The organism is Desulfatibacillum aliphaticivorans DSM 15576, from assembly GCF_000429905.1.
Classification (GTDB): domain Bacteria; phylum Desulfobacterota; class Desulfobacteria; order Desulfobacterales; family Desulfatibacillaceae; genus Desulfatibacillum; species Desulfatibacillum aliphaticivorans.
Genome location: NZ_AUCT01000027.1, coordinates 35,375 through 59,164, shown reverse-complemented (window position 1 = coordinate 59,164; position 23,790 = coordinate 35,375). Strand labels below are relative to the sequence as shown.

Below are 23,790 nucleotides of genomic sequence, written 5' to 3'. Positions count from 1 at the left end.
CGGGCGCGGCAGCCCATCCAGCGTATGCCTTTTTAGGCTAACCGGGCGGCCAGGGCCTGAACGCCTTTGCTGTACTCGCCGTGGGGGCATTGGGAGAGAACCGGAACCAGGCAGCGGGCGCTGTTTTCCACTTCCTCCCCGTTGGGAAGGCAGCCGGAGTACTGGACGTCGATGTTCAACATTTTTCGGGAAACCTCCCTGATCCTGTCCACCACGTTCTGGGTCTTGGCGGGCCGATTCTCCCGGTTGATTGCCAAAAACGGGCTGTACCCGGAGACCGCTTTTCTGACTGCCTGGGCGTAGGCCGGCTGCTGGGACTCCACCCGGGACAGGATGTCGGTCACCGTGCAGGCTTTTTGGTCCCCCTTGGGCATGGTCGCCGTGCGAATCAATTCCTCCAGAGGCTTATACCGTTTTGCAGGGACGGGATTTTCCTCTCCGAAAATCCGGTTCAACTTCCTGAAAAGCCCAACCTTGATGAAATTGTAGGCCTCCAAATAGGACGCGGGATCGCAGGTGGTCAAAACCAGGCCCCGGTCCGCGGACAGGAAAAAATCCATGACATTGAAGGAGGTGTCGCCGCCCAGGTCCAGGATGACGTGATCCGCGTCCAGGCTTTTGATGGCCTTGATCAGGCGCATCTTGACCGCAAACGGAATGTTTCCGGCGCCCAGCCGGGAGCTGTCCCCGCCGATCAGCCAGGGGCCGTGCTTGGTCTGCGCCATGATGCTTTCCAGGGTCGGGGCGGTCCGATCCAAATAATCGTTGATGCTGCGCTGCATGCGAGTCATGCCCATGTACAAATGCAGGTTGGCGCCGCCCAGGTCCAGGTCCACCACAACGGTCTTTCGGCCCAAACGCGCCAAATGCACGCCCAGATTGGCGGCCAGGATGCTTTTTCCTATGCCGCCCTTTGCGCCGCCCACGGCGATGATCCTGGGGAGAGGCCTCCGGACCGCCGTCTCCTCTTTGGGAATGCAGTCGATAATCAGCTCGTAGGCCTGACGGGCTCTCATGAATTGCTCGGACCATCGCGCCGCGGCCAGGCTGGATTCCCCCCGATGCAGGTCAGGGTGGCAATGCCGGGCTTTTTCCCGGAAGGCCTTGCGCACTTGCTCCATGTCAAGGGAGCGTAAAAAGACATCGTCATTTGCTTGACGAGGCGAAAAGAGACAAGCGCAGGCAGCACGCATCTGGCGCAGCTTGTCCGCCGAAATATCGATAGAGGCGCTGTTCATGTAACTTCCTGATTTTTTGAATATGTGTAAAACAGCCCCGCATTTAGGGCGGGACGTGCTGATTTCCTCCCTTCAAACAAAGCAAGGTCCATGCCATGGCCGGGGCGGATACGGCCCATTTGATGGGCGGACACAAGGTCTTCCATCCCATGTTTTTGCAAGCCCTATTGGCGCCGGAAATAGCCTCCCTATTCTCAGCAGACGCCAAAATTCTGGCGTCAAAATGAATCCTGAAAACAACGGCGTCAAGATTTCATGCCTTTGGAAGCGGCCCAGGCCCGGGAAATATTTTCGCGTTCAAAAAACGACTCAGGCGGCAACTTTTTCCTTCCTGCTTGGCCCGAGAAGGCCCGCCATATTTAAAATACAACTATAATATAATTTTCAGGCAGTTAAAGCTGAGAACCAGCCAAAAGGCCTGGACCATAATATGTACGAGGCAGGTTTCTTTTTGGTTAAGAAAGAAAATCCCCTTGACTTTATGAGGTTTAGTTCTATTTTATGAATCTAAATTCACGGAATGAGGAATAGTTCATTCTCGTGAATTAATATTCTTTAAGAGGTAAAATCATGAAGGGAAAACGGCTTTCCAGGAAAGAAAGGGAAAGGGAGCGCCAGAGGCGTGAAATCATGGCGGCGGCCCACATCTTGTTTTCAGAGAGGGGCTATCACGGCGTTTCCATGCAGGAAATCGCCGACCAGGCCGAATTTGCCGTAGGCACCCTTTACAATTTCTTCAAGAGCAAGGGGGATTTGTACCAGGAGTCCATGCTCGAAGAAACGGAAAAATTTATGGGACAGTTAACCAAAGTCCTTGACGAACCCGTGGACGAGGTTGCAAAATTGCGGAGCCTTGTCAGGGCGAAAGGGATATATTTCTTAAATAACGCCTCCAAAATACGCATATTTCATGCAGAGCTTCGACAGGCCTCCGACAGCGCTATCACAGAACTGGATTCTAAAATCCAGACTAAACGCCTCAGCTTGATGAAAGATGTAGCGGCGGTTTTTGAAAGCGGCATGAAAAAAGGGACTTTCCAGCGCATCGGAGATTCCTATATTTTAGCCAAGTCTTTGGACAACATTACGCACTCTTTTTTATTGTCTTGGATAGAAAATCCCGAGCAGTATCCTTATCCGGAAGATCCCGACGTGATTTTAAACATCCTGTTTAAAGGGCTTATCCAAGACTAAATCCATATTCCACACACCGGGCGCATGATATTGCCTGCGCCCTTGAACCATTTTTTTTATTGGGAGAACATCAATGACATTGCCCCGCCAACAAGACGCCTACCGGTTGATCGGCTTATTAGCCTTTTTGCTGTTCGCATCCTTATTGTTCGGATGCAACGAGCAACAACCTCAGAACGCTGCTGCACCAGCAGCGGCCATGCCGCCGCCGGAAGTGGGAGTGGTTACGGTCTCGCCGCAGTCCGTCACGCTCACCACGGAATTGCCCGGACGCACCTCGCCTTTCCTGATTTCCGAGATCCGGCCCCAGGTAAACGGGCTGATCCAAAAGCGCCTGTTTGTGGAAGGCGCGGACGTGGAAGCCGGCCAGGTCTTGTATCAGATCGATCCGGCGCCCTTTGAGGCGGCTTACGAAAACGCCGAAGCCAACTTGTCCGCCGTCAAAAAGTCCGCGGACCGCGCTCAGGCCGGCCTGGAAGCGGCCATGGCCGGCGTGGCCCAGGCCGAGGCGTCATACAAGTTGGCTATGACCAACGGCGATAGATTTACCAAGGCTTATGAGCAGCAGGCCGTTTCCGCCAGCGAGCGGGACCAGGCGGTGACTCAGGTGGAAGTGGCTCGCGCCACCCTGGAGGCCGCCAAGGCCCAGGTGGATAGCGAGCGAAAGGCTTTAGCCTCGGCCAAAGCGAGCATCAAGCAGGCGGAGGCAGCCCTGAAGACCACACGCATCCAGTTGGATTATACACAAATCACGGCGCCCATTTCCGGCCGCATAGGCAGGTCCGCCGTGACGGAAGGCGCCATTGTCACCGCTTATCAGCCTACTGCTTTGTCAACTATTCAGCAGACCGACCCTGTGTTTGTGGATGTTCCCCAATCCACGCTGGACGTGCTGCGGCTTTCCAAGCTGGCCAAGAGCGGCGAAATCCAGACCGACGGAGAGGGACAGGCTGAAGTGGGCCTGATGCTGGAGGACGGCACGGAATACCCCCACAAAGGAACCTTGGAGTTCCGAGACGTTACCGTTGACCCCACAACCGGGTCCGTCACCCTGCGCATGGTCTTCCCCAACCCGGACCAGACCCTGCTGCCCGGCATGTTCGTCCGCGCCGTCGTCCAGGAAGGCGTGGCTAAGGACGCCATCCTGGCGCCCCAGGACGGGGTGCGGCGCAACCCCAAAGGGCTGCCTTTGGCTTACGTGGTTAACAAGGACAATGTGGTGGAGCAGCGGCTTCTGACTCTGGACAGGGCCATCGGGGACAAGTGGCTTGTGACTTCCGGCCTGCACGACGGAGACCGGGTTATTGTGGAGGGATCCCAGAAAATCCGCCCAGGAGCGACTGTAAGGGTCGCTGATATGGCAAAAACCGGCGCCGGCGCCGCCGCTCCCAAGGCGCAGCCAGAGGCTTAAAAGGAGAAAGACGATGTTAGCAAATTTTTTCCTGGATCGCCCGGTTTTCGCCTGGGTTATCGCCATTATCATCATGCTGGCGGGCGGGCTGGCAATCTACAACCTGCCCATATCCCAGTATCCGCCCATCGCACCGCCGTCCATCGCTATTGAGGCCATGTACCCCGGAGCCTCGGCGGAAACCGTGGAAAACACGGTGGTCCAGATCATCGAACAAAAAATGGTTGGTTTTGAAAACCTGCTGTATATGTCCGCGGAGAGCAGTTCGTCAGGCGTGGGCAGGATTGAAATGACCTTCGTGCCGGGCAGCGATCCCGACATGGCGTGGGCCAAGGTGCAGAACAAGCTGCAGCTTGCCATGCCCAGCCTTCCCGAGGTGGTCCAAAGCCAGGGCGTCAGCGTCAGCAAGTCCACCCGGAACTACCTGATCATCGTCGGCATCATTTCCGAAGACGGGTCCATGGACTACAGCGACCTGGCCGACTACGTGAACTCCAACCTGGAAAAAGTTTTGGCAAGGGTTCCCGGAGTCGGCGAGGTGGAGGCGTTCAGCCCCCAATACGCCATGCGGATCTGGTTTAACCCGGACAAGCTGAACAGCTACAACCTGACGGTTCAGGACGTGATCGCCGCCTTAAGGACTTATAACGTGGAGGTTTCGGCCGGGGCGTTCGGCGCGCAGCCGGCGGTGGAAGGCCAAAAAATGAACGCCTCCATTGTCGTGCAAAACCTTTTGCAAACGCCTGCGCAGTTCGCCGCCATTCCCATCAGGAACAATCCTGACGGTTCGGTCATCAAGGTCGGAGACGTTGCAAGGACAGAGTTGGGGTCGGAAAGCTACGCGGTCGTGCCCTTGTTCAACGGCCAGCCTTCGGCGGCCCTGGCCATTCGGCAGGCGGCAGGCGCCAACGCATTGGAGACCGCCCAAAACGTCCGGGACAAACTTGCAGAAATGGAAAAATACTTTCCGCCAGGACTGAAGGTGACTTACCCCTACGATACCACCCCCTTTGTTCGGGTGGCCATTCACGAAGTGGTCAAGACCCTGTTCGAAGCGGTCTTCCTGGTGTTTTTGGTCATGCTTCTGTTTTTAGGGAGCTTCCGGGCCACGCTCATCCCCACCATCGCCGTGCCCGTGGTTTTGCTGGGCACCTTCGGCGTGCTGGGTTTGTTCGGCTTTTCCATCAACATGCTGACAATGTTCGCCATGGTTTTGGCCATCGGCCTGTTGGTGGACGACGCCATCGTGGTCGTGGAAAATGTGGAGCGCATCATGGAGGAGGAGGGGCTGCCCCCCAAGGAGGCCACCCGCAAGTCCATGCACGAAATCACCAGCGCCCTGATCGGCATCGGCCTGGTGCTTTCCGCCGTGTTCGGCCCCATGGCTTTTTTCGGCGGCTCCACGGGCGTCATCTATCGCCAGTTTTCTCTGACCATTATCTCGGCCATGCTGCTTTCCGTGGTTGTGGCCTTGATTCTGACCCCGGTGCTTTGCGCTTCCTTGCTTAAGGAAGGGCATCAAACCCGGAAGGGTAAAAGGACATTTACTCCGCTTCGCGCCTTTGTGGATCTTTTCAACAGGGGCTTCAACTGGGTTCGGGACATCTATTTAATGATGGTGGGGGGCATTCTCAGGTTTAAAGTGGTTTTCATGCTTTGCTTCATTGGAATCGTGTTTGCTTTCGTTCATTTTTTCCAGCAAATGCCCACGGCTTACCTGCCCAATGAAGACCAGGGAATCGTTCTGGCTATGGTGCAACTGCCCACCGGGTCCACCATGGAGCAGACGGACGAGATTTTGGCTGAAATCCAGGATTATTTTCTGGAGCAGGAAAAAGAAGCCGTCAAATCAGTTCTGACGCTTTCAGGGATGAGCTTCGCAGGCATGGGCCAGAACAACGGACTTGCCTTTATTAAACTGAAGGATTGGGACCTCAGACTTCGGCCTGATTTGAAGGCGGACGCCGTGGCAGGCAGGGCCATGATGCGGTTCTTCCAAATCCGAAACGCCCGCGCTTACGCGTTTACGCCGCCCGCCGTGTCGGAATTGGGCACGGCCAAGGGTTTTGACTTCCAGTTGCAGGATCGAAGCGGTTTAGGACACCAAGCCCTCGTTGCCGCGGAGTATCAATTGCTGGGCATCGCGTCCCAAGACAACCGCTTGGCCAACGTGCGGCCCAACGCCATTCCTGACCAGGCGGAATACCGGGTGGACGTGGACTGGGAGAAAGCGGGAACGCTGGGAGTGCCCTTGTCGGTCATCCATAGCTCCGTTTCCGCCGCTTTTGGAAGCGCTTACGTAAACGACTTTATCCAGGCGGGCCGCGTCAAGCGTGTGTATATTCAGGCTGACGCTCCCCACCGCATGCTGCCGGAGGATCTGAACAAGCTTTACTTCCGGGGCAATTCCGGGACCATGGTTCCCTACTCCTCGGTGGCCACGGGACGATGGACCGAAGGCGCCCAGCAGCTTCAACGGTACAACGGCTTTCCCTCCATCAACTTTCAGGGGGAAGCGGCGCCGGGCAGAAGTTCGGGCGAAGCCATGCAAGCCATGGAGGAAATCATGGACAAGCTGCCGCAGGGCTTTGGTTTCGACTGGACGGGCATTTCGTACCAGGAGCGGATGGCAAGCTCTCAGACGGGCCTCTTGTACGCCTTTTCCATCCTGGCGATCTTCCTGTGCCTGGCGGCCTTGTATGAAAGCTGGCCCATTCCCATCTCCATTTTGCTGGCATTGCCTTTGGGCGCCATTGGAGGCGTGTTTGCCACGACTCTGCGCGGCCTGCCTAATGACGTGTACTTCCAGATCGGGCTGCTGACCACCTTGGGCCTGACCACCAAGAACGCCATTCTGATCGTTCAGTTCGCCAAAGCCAAGCGGGAGGAAGGCATGGATCTGGTCTCGGCCACCCTGGAAGGCGCCAAGCTGCGGTTCAGGCCCATTATCATGACATCGCTGGCCTTCGGGTTCGGCGTGCTTCCCTTGTTCCTGGCCAATGGCGCCGGCGCCGGCGCCCAGATAGCCATCGGCACCTCGGTGCTCGGCGGCATGGTGACAGGTACGGTTTTGGTCACCTTGTTCACGCCGTTGTTTTACGTGATAATCGCCAGGCTGTTCATCCCCAGAAAAAAACTGACCGGCGCTCAACCTCAATCGTCCGAAGCAAACGAGGAAGAACCCGAAACGGCGCCAGCCGAAGGATAGGAATTATGAAAAGATACTTGATAATCCCCGTTGTCGGTTTAACCCTGCTGGCTGCAGGATGCTCCCTCAAGCCCCAGTACACCAGGCCCGAGGCTCCTGTCAGCCAGGACTGGCCGGAAGCGCAGGCCGCGGCTCAGGCTGTGGCGGAGCGTTCCCAACCAATGGATTTGGAGTGGCGGGAGTTCATTACGGATCAGGCTTTGCAGGTGGTCATTCAAACCGCGCTGGAAAATAACCGGGACCTTAAGCTGGCGATCCTGAACGTGCAGCGGGTCCAGGCCTTGTACGGCGTCCAGAAGGCGGAGCTGTTTCCGTCCATTGGCGCCAGCGGGTCTTCGTCCCATACCAAAACCCCTGCGGACCTCTCCTACTCCGGTCAGATCACAGAGTCGGATAGCTACAGGGTGGACCTGGGCGTGACCGCCTGGGAAGCGGATTTTTTCGGCCGCATCAGAAGCCTGAAAGACGCCGCCCTGGAAAGCTACCTGGCGACTGAAGAGGCGCAGCGCAGCGCGCAGATCGCCCTGATATCCGCAGTGGCCAACGCCTACCTGAAACTGGCGGCGGACCAGGAGCACCTGAAACTTTCGGAATCCACGCTGCAAAGCCAAAAGGACGCCTACCACCTGATTAAAAGCAGGTTCGAGCTGGGTCTGGCTTCCGAACTGGACCTGCTCCGCGCCCAAACCCAGGTGGAAACGGCCAGGGGCGACATCGCTTTATTCACGCGATTGATTTCCCAGGATAAAAACGCCCTCATCCTTCTCAGCGGGACTACGGTTCCCCTGCCGGAGCGGGTGTTTCCTCAAAAGCTGGAAAACGTGCAGCCTTTTAAAAGCGTATCGGTCGGAATTCCTTCTGAAACCCTGCTCACCAGGCCCGACATCCTGGCGGCCGAGCATCAGTTAAAGGCGGCCAACGCCAACATCGGCGCGGCCAGGGCGGCTTTCTTCCCGCGCATCGCCTTGACCGGGTCCGTGGGAACGGCCAGTGTGGAACTAAGCGACCTGTTCGGCTCGGGTCAGGGAACCTGGAGCTTCATGCCCCAGATTTCCGTGCCCATTTTCGACCCCAGGGTTTACTCCGCCTACAAAGTTTCGCAGGCGGATATGGACATCGCCGTGGCGCAATATGAAAAGGCCATCCAGACCGCATTCAGGGAAACGGCAGACGCCATCGCCGTGGAAAACACGGTGGGCGAGCAACTCTCCGCCGGGGAGGCCCTGGTGGAAGCCCTGGACAAGTCTTACACTCTGGCCGGCGTACGTTACGACAAGGGCATCGACAGCTATCTGAGCGTCCTGGACGCCCAGCGCTCCTTGTACTCGGCCCAGCAGCAGTTGATCGACATTCGCATCGCCAAGCTGGCCAACCAGATTCGCTTGTACACGGTTCTGGGAGGCGGCGCCCAATAGCAATTGCAAGATAATTCGCCGCAAACCTAAACAGGCCGGGAGGATGTTTCCTCTCCGGCCTGTTTGTATTCAAGCTAATATTGAGAAATCAGGACTATTGATTGTACTGGTCTCTGAGGATGCGTTTGAGGATCTTGCCGGTGGGAGTCCTGGGGATTTCCTCGGCGAACACCACCTGCTTGGGAGTCTTGAAACGGGCCAGCTTGTCGCGGCACCATTCAATAAGCTCGTCCTGGGTCAGGCTTTGCTCCTTGTTCAAAACGATGACGGCCTTGACCGCCTCGCCCCATTTTTCATCCTGTACGCCGATGACGCCCACGTCCGCAATGGCGGGGTGGCTGAGGAGCGTGTCCTCCACTTCCGCGGGATAGATGTTTTCGCCGCCGGAGATGATCATGTCCTTTTTCCGGTCCAGGATGTACAGGTAGCCGTCCTCATCCATCTTGGCCATGTCGCCGGAATGAATCCACCCGTCAATGATGGTCGACGCCGTGGCTTCGGGATTGTTCCAGTAGCCTTTCATGGGATGAGTGGTCAAAAGAAGGAGCTCGCCCAATTCGCCAGTGGGCACTTCCTCGCCCTTGTCGTCCACCAGTTTGATGTCACAATGGAACATGGCCGGGCCGGTGGAGCCGGCTTTGACAATGGCCTTGTCCGCATCGATGACGGCCGCCGGACCGGTGCACTCGGTCATGCCGTAAAGCTGACGTACGTTCATGCCCTTTTCGGCGAATTCCTTGATCAGGGTTACGGGAACCGGCGCGGCGTAGACCAAGGCCATTCTGATGCTGCTCCAGTCAAAGGTCTCAAACTGGGGCACGGAGCGCAGGAACATGAGCACCTGGGGCACGGAACCGAACCAGGAGATATTTTCCGTGGCCAGCAGTTGGAGGAATTCCGCCGGGTCAAAGGCCCTCTGGAAAACCATGGTCATTCCAAATTGCACGCAATGGGGCACGGGCGCCAGAGCTCCGATATGGAACAAAGGCAACGGCATAAGCATCTTGGTTCCTACGTCGCCCAGAGTGGCCCGGAGGTTGACCGCTTCGTGGAAGTAGCCCGCGTGAGTCAGTTCCGCGCCCTTGGGCTTGCCCGTGGTGCCGGAGGTGTACAGGATGGTCAGGGTGTCGTCGTCGCCGCCCACATGCACGGGCTCGTCCGGAGAGCCGGATGCCAGGAAGTCACTGTAGCTTTGAGCCCATTCCGGGATGGAATCGCCAAGCGCATAAATGCTGTTGGTGCAAAGATCGCCCTTGATGGCGTCAATCACCGGGAAAAAATCCGTTCCCACCACTACTTTGGAGGCTTCGCAATTGTTGATGATGTATAGGACTTCAGGCGGGGCGAGGCGGAAGTTCACCGGCACCAGAATGGCGCCCAACTTTCCCAGGCCGAAATAAAGATCGAAAAACTCCGTTTCATTCAATCCAAGATAGGCCACCCGGTCTCCCGGTCCTATCCCTGCGGACTTCATTGCGTTGGCAAGACGGTTTGACCGCTCGTTCAACTCCTTATAGGTGAAACGGAGCCCGCCGATAACCAGGGCTTCCATGTTAGGGCTGTGTTGGGCGCGTTTGGTAAGAAAACTCCCGATGTTGATCTGCATGAAAATCCTCCTTACATAGTGGTGCGATTAAGAAATGCTACGGCTATGACTCTCCGCCCTACTATGGGCGGTTTGGAACTCACACAAAAATCTTGGGGGGTTGAAATTTGAAGACGGTCAAGGCCATCTGAATAGAACAGTAGTAGTCTCCGGGAGCAAAATTAACTCTGAAAAACAGGTTTTGGCAAGGTTTTTTTTGAAGAAAAAAGCAAAAAATTCAGTTTTTCAACTATTCCCCGCCTTTACACGCACTATTCGTTTATTACACAGTCGATGAAGTTTTTCTGCCGAACCTGCGCCACAGGCCGTATAGCAGAAAGATAAAGAGGGAAATCCACTGGGAGGCGGATAACGGGCCGTAGTATGCCCTGTCAATGTCCGCCCTTAAAAATTCAATGAAAAAACGGAATATTGCATAATAAAAAACATAATGAAAAAACACGTGGGACTTATTTTTTAAGGAGGCGCGCAAAGCGAAAAAAGCCAGGGCGAAGAGAAAAACAGCGCTGATAGCCTGTGTGGGAATGACCGGCAGGGAGGGAGGGGCCACAAAGCCTCTTGTAAGGCCGCGCCTGAGGTGCTCCCAGGCCGCCACGGAATTCATGGGGAAGCGGACGCCGAAGGTGTCGGAGCATATGCCGTAGCAACATCCGTTCAGAAAGCACCCCACCCTGGCGAACCCGAGAACCAGGAATATGATAAAGGTTTTTTTGTTCAGCAGATCATAAAAACGCTCGCTCCTGTCCACCAGGGAGATCAAAAAAATCCCCAGGGGAAAGGCGAAAATAAGCCCGTAAAGCACTTTGATGGTTTTTAGCGGATGGGCGAACACAATGTCCATCATGGACAGTTTGTCCCAAACCTTGTCGGATATGTTGTCAAAGATAAAATGAAAATAGACGGTCGCCTGGAGGCAGAGCACGCCAAGAAGCCAAAACGCCAGGGACAGGCCCAGCAATTTCTTGACCCTGGCCAAAGGAGTGGACGCCTCCCACAAGCGGGCGTCCCCCAGCACGTACGCAGCCCATCCGCACAGGACAGCCGTTAACAGCGCGACGTTGTAGGAACTGATATACCCTGTGCCAATGTGTATCTGGGGATACATATCCTCTCCTTAGGCAACGGCCCCGGCGGCGCCTTTCCAGGGGTCCAGGACCCACTCTTTAAATCGAATGGATAAGAGATAAACGCATAATCCAGCAGCCAGATCCACGATGTAATGCTGTTTGCACAGCACCGTGGAAACAATAATCATTCCTCCCCAAAAGCAAAACAACCACTGCCATTTTTTGCCCAGGCTATAGTGGATGGCCAGGGCGCAGTTGGCCGTGTGCAGGCTGGGGAAGCAATTGTTGGGAGCGTCGAACCACAGCCAAAAATCAAGGAATACTTTCGTGAACGCCGAGCCGGCGTAATACTCGTGCCTGGGAAATGAAACGGGAAAAAACACGAAAAACAGGGCGCACACCAGCAACTGGAAGTGTGTCAGGTAAAACAGGTCATTCAACTCCTGGTTATCTTTGGAGTTCGCCAGTATCAGGCAACCGAATAAAAGGTAGCTTACATAAACGGGCACAAGAAAGGAAACAAAAGGCAGGTTTGCATCCAGCCATGTGAATTCAAGTTGGGTGGGAGGGAACAAAAGGAAGCGGTTGGTAGCTTCGTAGACCAGGGTGTATGGAACCCAGTATAAATAATAAACCAAAAAACAACGCGGTTTTTTAACCAAGATATAATCCAAGCTCAACCCCGGGATCTCTCGAAATCCATTCAGCGCATTATTAAAGCGAAAAACGTTCGTCAGGCGAATCCAATATGACAGGAGGCGGTTTTTCAATAGCCGCACCGTCCGGCAAAGGCGTTTCCAGCCGGAGCGGTGCGGCCGTCACCCATTATTGCTGCTGCACGCCAGGCATGACTCCCGTGGCGCCGCCCTCCCAGAATGACCAGTACAAATCGTCGAAGTAACAGGTCTCCGTTGGGTTTCCGTTAGAGTCCGCCGTTGCGTCAATTCCCAATGTGTGGAGGCCGAATTCCACTTCCTCCACATTGGAGGTAAAATCGTAATCTTCCGTAGTGAAGGTGCCGGAATAGGTCACGACGTAGTCGCCATCGGTATCCTGGCCCCGGCCGGCCAGCCTGACAATGCTGTAGTCATCGCCGCAGCCTCTGGGCGCCGTAATCTCCTTGCTGGTGTAATGGCGTGAGCCCATGACGCCCAAGGTGAAATATTCCGCATCCTCCGGCCATTTGACCGGCGAATTTCTTGCATAGGCCGCCCGGTTGCCGTCCTTGTCGTCTGATGCGGCATTCGATCCGTTGGCGTCCGGAGACGCCGCGTACATGGCTATGGCGTTAACCCGGTTGTCTTCCGCGCCGTCGCAGTCAAAATCGCCTTGCATTTCAATGATCCGCACCATGAGCGTGGCCCATTCCTTGGGATAGATGCGATAATTGTTGGTTCCCTTGGATTGCTGATACGTGTCGCTGGTATTTTCCGGGTCTACGATGTAGGCCACGTTAGCCTTGGGGCTTCCAGCAGTGGAGGAGTTGGCGCTGACCGTTGCAGGATCGCGCACAACGGCGCCGCCCGGAATGCCCAGTACGGTGACGCCCTCCACATTGCTGGTGCGGAACAAGCCGTACTTGTCCGTGAGTTTCCAGGCAGTGTAAGGCCCTTGCCGATACCAAACATCTCTGTGCCTCCTACTGCAATCCCGCATCTCAGAGTTTCGGAGATCTCCGGAGATAGTTCCTTCATACCAGCCTCCGGCCCAGTTTACATCATGTTCATCCCTGTCTGCATAGTAGCAAGTGACCGGCTCGTAATAATAGATTTGCACTACCTCCACATTCACTAGCTGTACATAGGAAATCCAATCAAAAAGCGACTCTCCCCCTCCCCCGCAACCGCTTCCCGAGTCGTCGTCCGGATCCAGGTATTTTTGCCAGAACATAAGATAGGGGACGCCGTCCTTGGGCGCGATGTCATCCCAGCCGGAATAACTACCACACCTGGTGGATATATCAGTACTTCCACCGTGTTCCGTAAAGAAACCGTCTGCAATGTCGTCATCCTCTTCATAAGTGGAGTCGCCGCCGCCGCATCCATCGCCGCCCGAAGAGACTTCGGTCCTCCCTTGAACGCCCCGCATGAAGGAAAGGCCGTAGTAGTTGCACTGTCCTCCGCTGCAATACGTCCTGAAGGACAAGCCGGGCATGTAGCTTCCGGGCACATTCACGTAAGGCGCGGTCAGGTCGTCCTGGTTTTCGGTGAACTTGACCTTTACCTGGAGATCGTAGCTGAGCAATCTGGAGGACCTGTTCCAGATATCCTCCAGGTTTAGTGTATCGATGAGTTCGTCCTGCCAGTCCACGGCGATCAGGCTTTCCTGCTGGTAGACAACGGGTTCGGTGTAAGAATAAGTCTGCTCCGTGCCTGTAATCTTGATCGCCCCGTTTTCAATGGCCGCTGAGCCTAAAACGGGATCGACCTTGTTGATGTCATTGGGGTCGTTAAAGTCTATGCCGCCTTCCACGCCCCGGAACATGCTCACGGCGCCCATGGATTGGCTTCTCTTAATGGTGTCCTGGGCTTCAAACCCGCCTGAGCCCGCCTTTCCGGTGGAGATGAACTGGGCGTAGCGTTCCAGTTGGACCGGAGTCGCTGCATTTACGGTAATCCCGCCGGAGGGCAGCGCCGTCCTGCCAGGGCAATTTCTTATCCCCACCAGCTTGTCGCCGTCATAATCCACCGAATCGTACATGATGTACCAATCTTTGTTCGATGCATCGGTCAGGGTGATGATGCCCATCATTTTCGGGAAAAGGAAGGTGTCGTTTTCGCCGGCAAGAGAGTCCAGGTCGATTTCCAGGTTGTCGCCGGATGAATCGCCTAAATTCGCCGCCCGGATGGTCCCCGCAGATGGAATCTTGGCCGCAGGCAAAATGCGGCCGCGGGATTTATATGTTCCGGAAGGCGTCGAAGTAAGGCTAAAACCTATATCGTCCGATGCGGCGTTAACGGTTATGCTGTTGTACCTGACCAGTTCCGAGGATCCATCGGATTTTTCCACGGTAAGGAATCCTCCGGCGTCATCAGGGATTGTCAGCACTTTTTTGGGCAGCCCGCCCCAAGCGGAAGCGCTGAGGTTGGAAGACGGCGTTGTGGAGGTTCCTATGTCGTACCAGTAGGTAAGGATTTCCAGATAAAAGGAGTCATCATCCACGGCAAAGGTTTTTTTGTGCAAATCGGTGGTGATGAAGGTGTCATCGTTAAGGTTGTCTTCCAGAATCCACCCGGCGTAACGAAGTCCGGATTCGGCGATATAGTGAGCCCTGGCGGTAAAGGGGGTGGCCGCAGAAGACGTATTGGAGGCGCTGTACATGGAAACCATGCCTGCTCCGAGGGCGGCCATGACAACCATGGCGATCACCAGGCTTAAAAGCACCGCGCCCGAGGCGCCTGCAGGGGCGGCGCCCGCTTTCCTGCGCTCATTTCGGGCCGCAATGACCAGCCGGGCCAGCAGCCAGGCCATTGCGCCGATTAAAACAAATCCCAAGGGAAAGTATATGGCCAGGAAGGCGAATCCCGCCGCCGGGAGAAGAAGCAGCCGCACCAGGGATTTCAGCCAATAATGGGAGTGAAGCGTCTGGGCCATGCCCGGACCGTTCTCATTGTAAAAATTCAAAAACCAGCGCCCCAGGCTGTATTGCGTCAGGTATTGATCCCGGAATTGGGTGAGGGCGAAAACCCGGGAGTCGGAGTCGCTTCCAAAGGCCGCGGTGGCCACAAAACATCCCGGAGCGGACCCCGTGGTGGAGCCCGCCGGATAATAGCGCCTCTGGATATCCGGAATATATGTGTTTCTGGGCACCACATAATTGGCGAAGGACATGCTGGTCCCGTTCGGGCCTTCCATGGTGAGGGTGAACTCTATGCGTGCGAGGTCCTCGAGATTGGAGCCGAAGCTCCACGCCGAGTCATCGGCCATTTTGTAAGACAGGCTGAAAGAGTCGACCAGATCGGTGAGGGTGTTGGTCCCGGCGCCGGTTTCCGAGCTGGTAAGCATCAAGTCGCTTCCGCTGACATAGTAGCGTTCGGTGACAATGGTTTCGCCGCTCAAACGCGAAACGCCGATGGAACTTGAAGCGGCCGAGGAAATGTCCGTCAGGTTTTCCAAAGACCGGCGCAGGCGGTCCATGGCGAGCTCCGCTTTTTGCGAGAGCGCCGTCGCCTCGCTGTTGAACGCAAAGGCTTGCGCGGCTTTGACGATTCCCATGCCCGCCACGGCGGCCAGAACTCCCACAATCACCAGAACGGCGATCATTTCAACCAAAGTAAACCCGCTGTTCTTAGTATGTCTTCTCATGGATAATCTCCAATGAATAGGCGCGGGGCCTGCTTATCTCACAAAAAAGGCCGTGAGTTTGATGGTGGATTCTCCGGCCACTGGCTCCAAAACGACTTTGAGCATGGTGTCATCCGTTTGTGTGCTGGACGTAACTTCCTCACGGCTGGCATTGTAATACACCCAGGACTTGGAGGATTTGTAAGCGCCGAAACCGGTGGAAGGGTCCGTGTCTTCGCTTTCGATGGCGTTGTACAGCCTGGACAGAGCATCTTCTCCATGGGCCACGTCCACGTAATACCCGGTTATGTTCTCCATGACCTGCTGCAGGCCGTATATGTTGCTCAAACGGGCGGCCGGCTCGCCGGCGCGCTGGACCGCGGTCCCCGTGAATGCAATCAGCACGGTGGCCAGGACGGCGGCGACCGTCAGCGTCACAATAATCTCCAAAAGGGAAAAACCGCTGGAATTTTTAAAGATTAAGCATTTCATGGTATGAACCCCGTATTTTTAGTAACCGTTATTGTCCGGGACACACTGCCTTTGGATACGGTCAGGGTGAGATCGCTGGTGCGCGGCGAGGTTCCTGAGTCGCCCGTGCAAGGCCTGCCCCAAGAGTCAAAACTGACAATGGCGCCGGTCACGCTAATCCCCAACGATCCTAAATTGCGGGAAGTATCGGTCGCCCCCGGCATGGAAACCGTGTTGCGAGTTCCATCATACTGGAACATGGAGTAGGAGTTGCCGCTAATGTTGATTCCCCAGGGATCTCCGCCTGTCATGGCCCTTCTCTGGGCATAGCGCAACTGAGCCTTGAGCGCCTCCGCCTCGGCCACCATGGTGACGTCCAATGACATGCTGGCCCGGGTGATAACCACGGCAGAGAGAATGCCGATTATCAGCAGGACGCTCACCACTTCCAAAAGCGTGAAGCCATGCTGGGAGCCTGGAGTCCGGGCCGCCTTATTAATATCCGTGATACTCATTACGCCGTAACTCCTTCAATAAAATAAGAGCAATGGCCGCCCCGCAAGCTCCATATCCCAAAACAACAAGTGCGGCGGACAGGTCAGCCAATTTTAGGGACAGGCCGACGGAAGACAGGATGCATCCCGAAGCCGTGATTAAGCCTACTGCATAGGCGGTTCTGACTCCGATTCTCCCTCCGCGGATTAAACCGCACCCGGCAGCCCCCATAAAAAGGGAAACCATGAATGAGGCGTTCCGGGCCAGATTCAAGCCCTCCAGCCCCACTCCCTGCAGAGCCCAGTAGCGAACTCCCGCGGCCAAAACCACAAACAGGCAAAAGAAAAAAAATCCCGTGATAAAAAAGACCCAGGCCAGCGTCTGGGGAGGGGAATCCACGGCCTTGGCCGTAATTTGATCCATGACATGCCGGGTCAGGTCCTCCGGCGGGTCCGCTTGTTTAAGGTCTTTAATCCATTGCTTTACTGTTTCGTCCTTCGGTTTCATGATCAGCCTTTGTCCAACAAGGTTTCCGGTAAAATGGAACGCAAGCGGTCCAGCCCTCGGGCCGCCCGCATTTTTGCAGCGCTGTTGGAGATGCGTAAAATGTCCGCAATCTCATCATAGGTCAGGCCTTGAGAATAGCGTAGGAGCAAGGCCTCGCGCTGTCCCGTATTTAATTTCAGCAAAGCGGCCTGCACCTGGTCAGCCCTTTCCTTTGCCAAAAAGGCCTCCTCGGGACTGGCTTCTTTCGCCCCTTCCTTTTCCTGGTCCTGCAAAACCCGGCGTCTCCTGGAAACAGCCTTGAGGCGGCTTCGTATCAGGTTGATTCCGATGGTGTATAACCAGGGGAAAAAACGCTTTTCAGCGTCAAAGGATCCAAGATTGCGAAAAGCCCGCACAAATATTTCCTGAACAAGGTCTTCGGCGTCGGAGCGGCTGCCGGTCATGCGCCAGGCCAGGTTGAACAGCGCCCCTTTGTGCGCGTCCACCAAGAGGGCGAAGCGATCGGTTGCGCCCGCTTTGACATCCAAAACGGCCTGTCTTTCCTCTTCCTGGTCCATGGTTCCCCCGTCACGGTCCGGCTGTACGCAGGGGAGCCCAAGCCTTTACCTGATTTACTCCCCTTAAGGAAAAAAAGTCACAAATAATATTAGGATATTAACTTATTCTTTACACATTTTGGCTCAATATGCCATATAAAGTCAAATCAGGTTTCACTTTTCCCCAAATTTTCAATTCAATTCACGCAGGTTTACAATGACGCACCTTCAAGAGGAAGCAATTTCCGTATCCGTGATTATGCCCGCCTATGAAGAGGAACAAGCCATCGGCAAAATCGTGGAAAGAGTCCGAAAAGTCATGGAGCAACTGGGCCTGTCCCACGAGATTATTGTGGTGAACGACGGGTCCAAGGACCAAACGGCCCAGATGGCCCTTGCGGCCGGCGCCCGGGTTTGCACCCATCCCTATAACATGGGCAACGGCGCGGCCGTCAAAACGGGCATTCGTCACGCCAAGGGAGACTCCATTGTTCTCATGGACGCGGACGGTCAGCACCCGCCGGAGGAAATCCCCCGGCTGTTGGAAAAGCTGGGGCCTTACGACCTGGTGGTGGGGGCGCGGTCCACGGGCACTCAGGCCAGCATGCACCGCAGTTTCGCCAACGCCGTGTACAACCAACTGGCGTCTTACGTCAGCGACCGGAAAATCGAAGACCTGACCTCGGGCTTCCGGGCCGTCAAAACGCCCATCGCCAAAGAGTTCGTCAACCTGCTGCCCAATACCTTTTCGTACCCCACCACCCTGACCCTGGCGGTCATCCGGACCGGTTACAGCCTGGTGTATGTGCCTTTTGCGGCCCCGGCGAGGGAAGGAAAAAGCAAGATAAAAATTTTCAGGGACGGAGCCCGGTTTTTCCTGATCATCCTGAAAATCGCCACCCTGTTCGCCCCCTTGAAAATCTTTTTGCCCGCCAGCCTGCTCATGTTCTTGACGGGCCTGGGTTACGGGCTTTTTAAAATTTTTGTGCTGCACACAAGATACGGCCCCACCTCGGCCATGCTCATGACCATCGCCGTGGTGGTTTTTTTGATGGGCCTCATATCCGAACAGGTGACCCAACTGCGCTTCGACCACATGGGCCGGGTGATTTCCAGCGAAAAGGCAGATGATGGAGACTAGCCCGGAAACGGTCTCCGGCGCAAAACCGGGAAAGGCCCCCAAGTGGTGCGGCAGGGCCTTGCTCTTGCTTGTGCTCTCTTTTGTGGGATGGGTTATTTTCCGGCACGCCAGGGAGCTTGGCGCCTATACGCTCAATATCTCGCCCGCCTATCTTGCACTGAGCATATTGTGCTGCGCTGCAGGGTATTTGGCCAACCTGGCGGTTTGGATCAGGCTGGCCGCGGCCTTCGACATCCGAGAGGATTTCGTGACCACCGGCAGGGCCTGGCTGCTCTCCCGCATGGGCAGGCACGTCCCCGGCAAAGTGACGATTTTGCTGGTCCGGTTCAATCAGTATAAAAACCACCCCAACAACGCCATTACAGCGGCCACCATTACCGAGCACCTGTCCAGCACGGCCGCCTCGGGACTCATCGTAACCCTGGCCGTGACCTGGGGGTCTGTGGACGTTCCTGTGAGCCTCCAGTGGATTTCCGGTCTGGGCGCCCTGGCCATGCTGGTCAGTCTGACGCCCTGGGTCATGCCCTTTATGCTGCGCCTGGTTTTTCGCCTGGCAAAAAAGGCTCCGCCGGAAAAATATCCGCCCTACAGCATGGTTCTGCGGCTGGTCGGGGCATACGGAGTTCCCGCCTTGCTGACCGGCGCCTCTTTCTTTTTTCTGATAAGGGCGCTATATAGCGTGGAATGGCAGCATTTTTTGGTGGTTGCAGGCGTCTACTACGGCGCCATGCTTATTGGGATGGCGGCGCTGTTCGCGCCCGCCGGCATAGGCGTCCGGGAGGGGATTATCTTTCTGATTTTGCCGGTCATCATCCCGCAGCCGGTGGTGATCGCCGCAGCCATCGGCATGCGCTTGATCGACACCTGCACGGAAGCCGCCCTGGGAGGGGGATTCTGGCTTGTTTCACAATTACTTGAAAAAAGGCATCCGCATTAGCCCATCGCGCCAATTCCAGATAAGATCCAAACATAAAGGAAAGGAGTGAACCTCCTGGAAATGAATCAAGAAAATGCACTATCCAAATCCTTTGATCTAAATATAAAATGGTGGCCGCAAAGCCCGAATTCAGGACGTTACGCGTTCGCCTTTATCTCTCTGTTTTTTATATTGATCATTATTTATTCCAATTCCTTTCATGGGGTGTTTGTTTTTGACGATAATCCTAGAATCGTTAATAATGAATATATTCGTATGGAACGGTTGGACTTTGAATCCCTGACTGATCCGTTCAGGGATGAAGGCACAGGGGAATTCAGGTTATGGAGGCCTTTGGCCTTTTTGTCCTTCGCCTTGAACTATTATACAGGCGGCTTGGATGTGACAGGATTTCATGTCTTCAATCTGGGCGTCCATTACCTGGCTGCCTGCTTTTTGTTTTTGTTTATCCACGCCATGCTCAACCTCCCCATGCTGCGGGACAAATACGGGGACCTCTCCCACCCTCTCGCCTTGTTGACCGCTGTGTTCTGGGCGATTCATCCCATCCAGGTCACCTCCGTCACCTACATTGTGCAACGCATGACCTCCATGGCCGGCATGTTTTACATTGCGGCCATGTATTTCTACCTTAAAGGACGATTTTCCAGCGGGAAAGTAAAATGGGGATGGTTTGTCGGGTGCGGGATTTCCGGCCTTTGCGCCGTGGCCTCCAAAGAAAACGCGGTATTGCTGGCGCCCTCTTTGGCCTTGTTGGAACTGATCCTGATTCAAGGGGCAACCAAAGAACACATCATCAAGTTTGCAAGATGGACTTTCTGGATTTGCGCCTTGGGAGCACTAACGGCTTTCCTGCTGAACAATCCTTTCAAGATACTGCTGGATTACTCATTCCGTCCGTTCACCATGTGGGAAAGGCTGATAACCCAACCAAGGGTCATGATGCTGTATTTCGGATTGCTGCTGTATCCAACCTCAAGTAAGATGACCTTTTTGTACGACGTCCCTCACTCCACATCGCTACTGGATCCTATTTCCACACTCTGGAGTTTACTGATAATCGCGGGATTTTTTTTTTCAGCATGTGCATTCATTAAAAAAATGCCTCTGGTCAGTTTTTGCATCCTCTTCTTTTTGTTCAACCACGTGATCGAAAGCACCTTTCTCCCTATAGAAATAGTTTTCGAACATAGGAATTACATTCCTTCCATATTTTTATTTCTCCCACTATTTGTTTTTCTTTTCGCCATGCTAAAAATAGTCACGGATAGGAAAGAGATTCTGTTCCTCGCAATGGCCTTGGTTACCGCAGTTTTGATCTCAAACGGGCATACAGCGCGTATGCGCAACAGAGTTTTTGATAATAATATAGCGTTCTGGGAGGACAATGTTCAAAAATCTCCCGGGCTCAGCGTCCCTGCGATGAATCTGGCAAAATGGTTATGGAAAGACGGCAAGGCAGAGTCTGCAATGCAACTAAACACCCGTGCCCTGCATTTGGACCGTTATGACAACAACAATATTCGAGGAAGGATTCTTTATAATATTGGAATAATAGAATTGTTTCATCAAAAAGATCCTTTGGTCGCCAAAGCCTTTTTTTCAGCTGCTTACGCCCTTCGACCTGACTCACCTCTAATACACCAGCAAATAGCATTTTCATGGTTGTGGATAGGTGAAGAGACTCAGGCCATGAAATGGGTAGAAATGGGCCTTTGCTTAGCACCTCGCGATCATGAACTCCTTTGTCTTAAGGCGAAAATCCAATTTAAGTCTGGGCAATTTCAAGCTGCCTTGTCAAATGCAACCAGTGCAGCCATGCTAGCCCCTGACCAGATTTATCCCTACCTCATCATGGCGGAGTGCATGAAGAAGCAGGGGAGAACCTTCCTGGCCGTCAATATTTACAAATGCGCCCACAGGTGCATGCCAAACCATGTGGACCCCATCTTGGCGTTGATCGAATTGGGGAACAAAATGGATGACTTTGTTCTTGCAGAGTTTGGCGTTACTGTTCTTCTGGAATTGCAAAAGAACCTTAAGTTCTCGGAAACATTCCGGGAGATTGAAGCGCAGTCGGCAGTGCGGATTTATCATCCTGACTTCGCAACCATTATGAACGTCACAAGGGCAGTAATCGAAAGAAAAACCTAAAAGAAATAGTATGGCAAAAATGGCCATGGGCGGTGAGTACGCCCATGGCCCTAAGTTTTGCTCATAACAAATTATACGCTTCCCGGACGGGGAACAGAGGCTGATGCGGTGTATCCGTCGACCGGACCAGTGTTGCCGGTTGCAGTCACAACAATCGGACCTGCTCCATTGGCATCCCCACCAGAATATGAAAGATCAAAATCACCTGCATCTGTCCCCAGAGTGGTGCTGTCATACGTCACTTCACCAACTGTGGATCCCCCTAAAATTGCTTCGCCGAAGTGCTGGTTGATTCTGGAAATCCCTTCAGCCACTGCGCCTTCCGCGGCACCCTTTGCAGCATCCTCTTGCAAATCAAAGTACTTGGGCACGGCCACGGCGGCCAGGATGCCCAGGATGACCAGAACCGCGATGATTTCGATGAGGGTGAAGCCCTCTTGGCCTCTGACTTTTTTCTTCCATTTGTTCAACATGGCCCTACTCCTTTCCTGTTTAGTGTTTCAGTTTTTGGAACATGCGTTATATTTAAGAGCCTGTGCTTCGGTTTTACCGTCCTATAAAGCAAATACTGCGCCATTTTTCCCTAAATAATAGTTAATTTACAATTAACGCACACTATTAGAAAAATTTACAAATAGTTATATGCAAAAATTTCATTATTAAACTCTCGTCAAAAACCCTTTAAAAAGCCGTATCTCCATTTTTTGTAGGGTTATCCACCAAAAAATGAAGGACTATTGGCGCGTGTGGCGGCGAATTTGGGAAACATCAATTCCGTACTTCTTCACCCGATGCCAAAGACTCCTCTCCTTGATTCCCAACAAACGGGCGGCCTGAGCCTGCACTCCGTCCGATCGCTTTAAGGCCTCCACCAAAATCCCTTTTTCCAACTCCTGCAGCCGATAATCCAAGTCCAGGGATTCCTCCTCCCCGGAAATAAACACCCCGACAGGCGTCGGGATCGCCATGCTGCCGGAAAGGGCCGGAGGCAGATGTTCAGGCTCCACGATTTTTTGGCTGTACAGCAGGGCGCTTTCAACAACGTTTCTTAACTCCCTCACGTTGCCGTGCCATGGATGGGCGCATAAAATGTGCATGGCCTGGGGAGACACCGAGGCCTCTTTATCGGAATGCGATAAAAAGGCCTCCACCAAAAAAGGAATGTCCTCCGGCCGCTCCCGTAAGGGCGGCAATTGGATGGGAAAGACATTCAAACGAAAAAACAGGTCCTCCCGAAATTCATTATTATCGACCATTTCCTGAATATTTCTATTGGTGGCGGCGACAACCCGTACATCCACGGGGACGGGGCGCATCCCCCCAAGCCTGTCCACTTCCTTTTCCTCCAGGACCCTTAAAATTTTCGCCTGGGTTTCCAGGGGCATGTCCCCGATTTCGTCCAGAAAAACCGTGCCGCCGTTGGCTTGTTCAAACTTCCCGGGCTTGCGGGCCTCCGCTCCTGTAAAAGCGCCTTTCTCATACCCGAACAATTCGCTTTCCAGCAGGGTTTCAGGGATGGCGGCGCAGTTGATTTTCACGAAACGCCTTCCATTACGCTGGCTGTGCCTGTGAATGCTGTCGGCGACCAGTTCCTTGCCGGTTCCGCTTTCCCCTGTTATCAAAACAGTGGAGTCGGTCGGGGCCACCCGTTTTATCTGGGAAAGAACCTGGCGCATGGCTTTGCTTTGGGCCACGATTTCAGGGAATAGCTTCCTGGCCTCCACGCGATTCAAAACCTCGCTTACCTGCCTGAAAACCGTTGTATACCGGGCCATTTCGTCCTTTCCCAAGGCTTCGCCATCTTTTGAGCTTTTTGGAAGACCAACCCCCAGGCTTTCAGCCTCGACGACAAATTGCTCCACAGGACCCAAAATCACTCTGATCATAATCAGGCCGCAAACAAAAGTTCCAGCCCATAAGAGAACTCCCCACAATAGGAGGGGGGGAACAGGGTCTACTCCTGTCAATAGATAGGCGTGCGTAGTTCTGTAGGCCACAATAAATGACAGGAGAGAAATTCCTGAAAAAATTAGAGGAATAATTATATATAACTTAATATGGTATAGGGACTTTTTCATTTTTCCCGGAAAAAGTTAAATATAAAATGCCTACAAAAATCTTGAAAG

The 23,790-nt window shown here is 54.3% G+C and carries 18 protein-coding genes; 7 read left to right on the top strand and 11 right to left on the bottom strand.

Features of this window, described 5'->3' with window-relative positions; translation table 11 throughout:
• Positions 1–32 precede the first annotated feature (32 nt).
• Positions 33–1,238 carry a P-loop NTPase gene (locus G491_RS34350; protein WP_015949553.1) on the bottom strand — a complete coding sequence of 402 codons (1,206 nt, stop codon included), beginning with the start codon at positions 1,236–1,238 and terminating at the stop codon, positions 33–35.
• 570 nt (positions 1,239–1,808) lie between these two features.
• Between G491_RS34350 and G491_RS0121095 the strand changes: the two genes are divergently transcribed.
• The 4 genes from G491_RS0121095 (at position 1,809) to G491_RS0121080 (ending at position 8,466) form a co-directional block, all read left to right on the top strand.
• Positions 1,809–2,432, top strand: a complete 624-nt coding sequence (locus G491_RS0121095) for a TetR/AcrR family transcriptional regulator (protein ID WP_028315982.1) — start codon at positions 1,809–1,811, stop codon at positions 2,430–2,432.
• A 73-nt stretch (positions 2,433–2,505) separates the two neighbouring features.
• Positions 2,506–3,843: an efflux RND transporter periplasmic adaptor subunit gene (locus tag G491_RS0121090; RefSeq protein WP_028315981.1), complete on the top strand. Its 1,338-nt coding sequence runs from the start codon at positions 2,506–2,508 to the stop codon at positions 3,841–3,843.
• A gap of 13 nt (positions 3,844–3,856) precedes the next feature.
• Entirely contained in the window at positions 3,857–7,051 is a 3,195-nt protein-coding gene (locus tag G491_RS0121085; protein WP_028315980.1) for an efflux RND transporter permease subunit, read from the top strand.
• Positions 7,052–7,056: 5 nt separating this feature from the next.
• Entirely contained in the window at positions 7,057–8,466 is a 1,410-nt protein-coding gene (locus tag G491_RS0121080; protein ID WP_028315979.1) for an efflux transporter outer membrane subunit, read from the top strand.
• 94 nt (positions 8,467–8,560) lie between these two features.
• On the opposite strand, the gene G491_RS0121075 is transcribed toward G491_RS0121080, so the two are convergent.
• From G491_RS0121075 to G491_RS0121040, 8 genes are all read right to left on the bottom strand, one after another.
• Positions 8,561–10,072 carry a long-chain-fatty-acid--CoA ligase gene (locus G491_RS0121075; protein ID WP_028315978.1) on the bottom strand — a complete coding sequence of 504 codons (1,512 nt, stop codon included), beginning with the start codon at positions 10,070–10,072 and terminating at the stop codon, positions 8,561–8,563.
• Between the two features lie 262 nt (positions 10,073–10,334).
• Positions 10,335–11,177, bottom strand: coding sequence for a prolipoprotein diacylglyceryl transferase family protein (locus G491_RS0121070; protein WP_028315977.1), 843 nt, complete (start codon positions 11,175–11,177; stop codon positions 10,335–10,337).
• A 9-nt stretch (positions 11,178–11,186) separates the two neighbouring features.
• Complete coding sequence (locus G491_RS0121065) at positions 11,187–11,801, bottom strand: phosphatase PAP2 family protein (protein ID WP_168161239.1); 615 nt, start codon at positions 11,799–11,801, stop codon at positions 11,187–11,189.
• 163 nt (positions 11,802–11,964) lie between these two features.
• Positions 11,965–15,444: a type II secretion system protein gene (locus tag G491_RS0121060; protein WP_028315975.1), complete on the bottom strand. Its 3,480-nt coding sequence runs from the start codon at positions 15,442–15,444 to the stop codon at positions 11,965–11,967.
• Between the two features lie 33 nt (positions 15,445–15,477).
• Entirely contained in the window at positions 15,478–15,915 is a 438-nt protein-coding gene (locus G491_RS0121055; RefSeq protein ID WP_015949543.1) for a type II secretion system protein, read from the bottom strand.
• Positions 15,912–16,409 carry a type II secretion system protein gene (locus tag G491_RS0121050; protein ID WP_028315974.1) on the bottom strand — a complete coding sequence of 166 codons (498 nt, stop codon included), beginning with the start codon at positions 16,407–16,409 and terminating at the stop codon, positions 15,912–15,914. The genes G491_RS0121055 and G491_RS0121050 overlap by 4 nt, the downstream gene beginning before the upstream one ends.
• Positions 16,390–16,896 (bottom strand): hypothetical protein, encoded by a 507-nt coding sequence (locus tag G491_RS0121045; RefSeq protein ID WP_028315973.1) that lies wholly within the window; start codon positions 16,894–16,896, stop codon positions 16,390–16,392. The genes G491_RS0121050 and G491_RS0121045 overlap by 20 nt, the downstream gene beginning before the upstream one ends.
• 2 nt (positions 16,897–16,898) lie before the next feature.
• Positions 16,899–17,453 (bottom strand): RNA polymerase sigma factor, encoded by a 555-nt coding sequence (locus tag G491_RS0121040; protein ID WP_028315972.1) that lies wholly within the window; start codon positions 17,451–17,453, stop codon positions 16,899–16,901.
• Positions 17,454–17,649: 196 nt separating this feature from the next.
• On the opposite strand from G491_RS0121040, the gene G491_RS0121035 reads away from it, so the two are divergent.
• From G491_RS0121035 to G491_RS0121025, 3 genes are read left to right on the top strand one after another with little or no spacing between them, the layout of a single operon-like run.
• Positions 17,650–18,573 (top strand): glycosyltransferase family 2 protein, encoded by a 924-nt coding sequence (locus G491_RS0121035; protein WP_028315971.1) that lies wholly within the window; start codon positions 17,650–17,652, stop codon positions 18,571–18,573.
• Positions 18,560–19,510: a lysylphosphatidylglycerol synthase transmembrane domain-containing protein gene (locus tag G491_RS0121030; protein ID WP_084511621.1), complete on the top strand. Its 951-nt coding sequence runs from the start codon at positions 18,560–18,562 to the stop codon at positions 19,508–19,510. The genes G491_RS0121035 and G491_RS0121030 overlap by 14 nt, the downstream gene beginning before the upstream one ends.
• 60 nt (positions 19,511–19,570) lie before the next feature.
• On the top strand, positions 19,571–21,664 hold the full coding sequence (locus G491_RS0121025; RefSeq protein ID WP_157468453.1) for a hypothetical protein: 2,094 nt from the start codon (positions 19,571–19,573) through the stop codon (positions 21,662–21,664).
• A gap of 71 nt (positions 21,665–21,735) precedes the next feature.
• Here the strand turns inward: G491_RS0121025 and G491_RS36575 are convergent, their stop codons facing one another.
• Both G491_RS36575 and G491_RS0121015 read right to left on the bottom strand, forming a co-directional pair.
• The gene (locus tag G491_RS36575; RefSeq protein ID WP_051327425.1) at positions 21,736–22,137 is read right to left on the bottom strand and encodes a type IV pilin protein; all 402 of its coding nucleotides are present in this window, start codon (positions 22,135–22,137) and stop codon (positions 21,736–21,738) included.
• Positions 22,138–22,398: 261 nt separating this feature from the next.
• Positions 22,399–23,454: a sigma-54 interaction domain-containing protein gene (locus G491_RS0121015; protein WP_211239166.1), complete on the bottom strand. Its 1,056-nt coding sequence runs from the start codon at positions 23,452–23,454 to the stop codon at positions 22,399–22,401.
• Positions 23,455–23,790 lie beyond the last annotated feature (336 nt).

Excerpts from the sequence above, each read along its gene's own strand:
- G491_RS34350 (WP_015949553.1), bottom strand. The coding sequence starts at position 1,238 with ATGAACAGCGCCTCTATCGATATTTCGGCGGACAAGCTGCGCCAGATG.
- G491_RS0121095 (WP_028315982.1), top strand. The coding sequence starts at position 1,809 with ATGAAGGGAAAACGGCTTTCCAGGAAAGAAAGGGAAAGGGAGCGCCAG.
- G491_RS0121090 (WP_028315981.1), top strand. The coding sequence starts at position 2,506 with ATGACATTGCCCCGCCAACAAGACGCCTACCGGTTGATCGGCTTATTA.
- G491_RS0121085 (WP_028315980.1), top strand. The coding sequence starts at position 3,857 with ATGTTAGCAAATTTTTTCCTGGATCGCCCGGTTTTCGCCTGGGTTATC.
- G491_RS0121080 (WP_028315979.1), top strand. The coding sequence starts at position 7,057 with ATGAAAAGATACTTGATAATCCCCGTTGTCGGTTTAACCCTGCTGGCT.
- G491_RS0121075 (WP_028315978.1), bottom strand. The coding sequence starts at position 10,072 with ATGCAGATCAACATCGGGAGTTTTCTTACCAAACGCGCCCAACACAGC.
- G491_RS0121070 (WP_028315977.1), bottom strand. The coding sequence starts at position 11,177 with ATGTATCCCCAGATACACATTGGCACAGGGTATATCAGTTCCTACAAC.
- G491_RS0121060 (WP_028315975.1), bottom strand. The coding sequence starts at position 15,444 with ATGAGAAGACATACTAAGAACAGCGGGTTTACTTTGGTTGAAATGATC.
- G491_RS0121055 (WP_015949543.1), bottom strand. The coding sequence starts at position 15,915 with ATGAAATGCTTAATCTTTAAAAATTCCAGCGGTTTTTCCCTTTTGGAG.
- G491_RS0121050 (WP_028315974.1), bottom strand. The coding sequence starts at position 16,409 with ATGAGTATCACGGATATTAATAAGGCGGCCCGGACTCCAGGCTCCCAG.
- G491_RS0121045 (WP_028315973.1), bottom strand. The coding sequence starts at position 16,896 with ATGAAACCGAAGGACGAAACAGTAAAGCAATGGATTAAAGACCTTAAA.
- G491_RS0121040 (WP_028315972.1), bottom strand. The coding sequence starts at position 17,453 with ATGGACCAGGAAGAGGAAAGACAGGCCGTTTTGGATGTCAAAGCGGGC.
- G491_RS0121035 (WP_028315971.1), top strand. The coding sequence starts at position 17,650 with ATGACGCACCTTCAAGAGGAAGCAATTTCCGTATCCGTGATTATGCCC.
- G491_RS0121030 (WP_084511621.1), top strand. The coding sequence starts at position 18,560 with ATGATGGAGACTAGCCCGGAAACGGTCTCCGGCGCAAAACCGGGAAAG.
- G491_RS0121025 (WP_157468453.1), top strand. The coding sequence starts at position 19,571 with ATGAATCAAGAAAATGCACTATCCAAATCCTTTGATCTAAATATAAAA.
- G491_RS36575 (WP_051327425.1), bottom strand. The coding sequence starts at position 22,137 with ATGTTGAACAAATGGAAGAAAAAAGTCAGAGGCCAAGAGGGCTTCACC.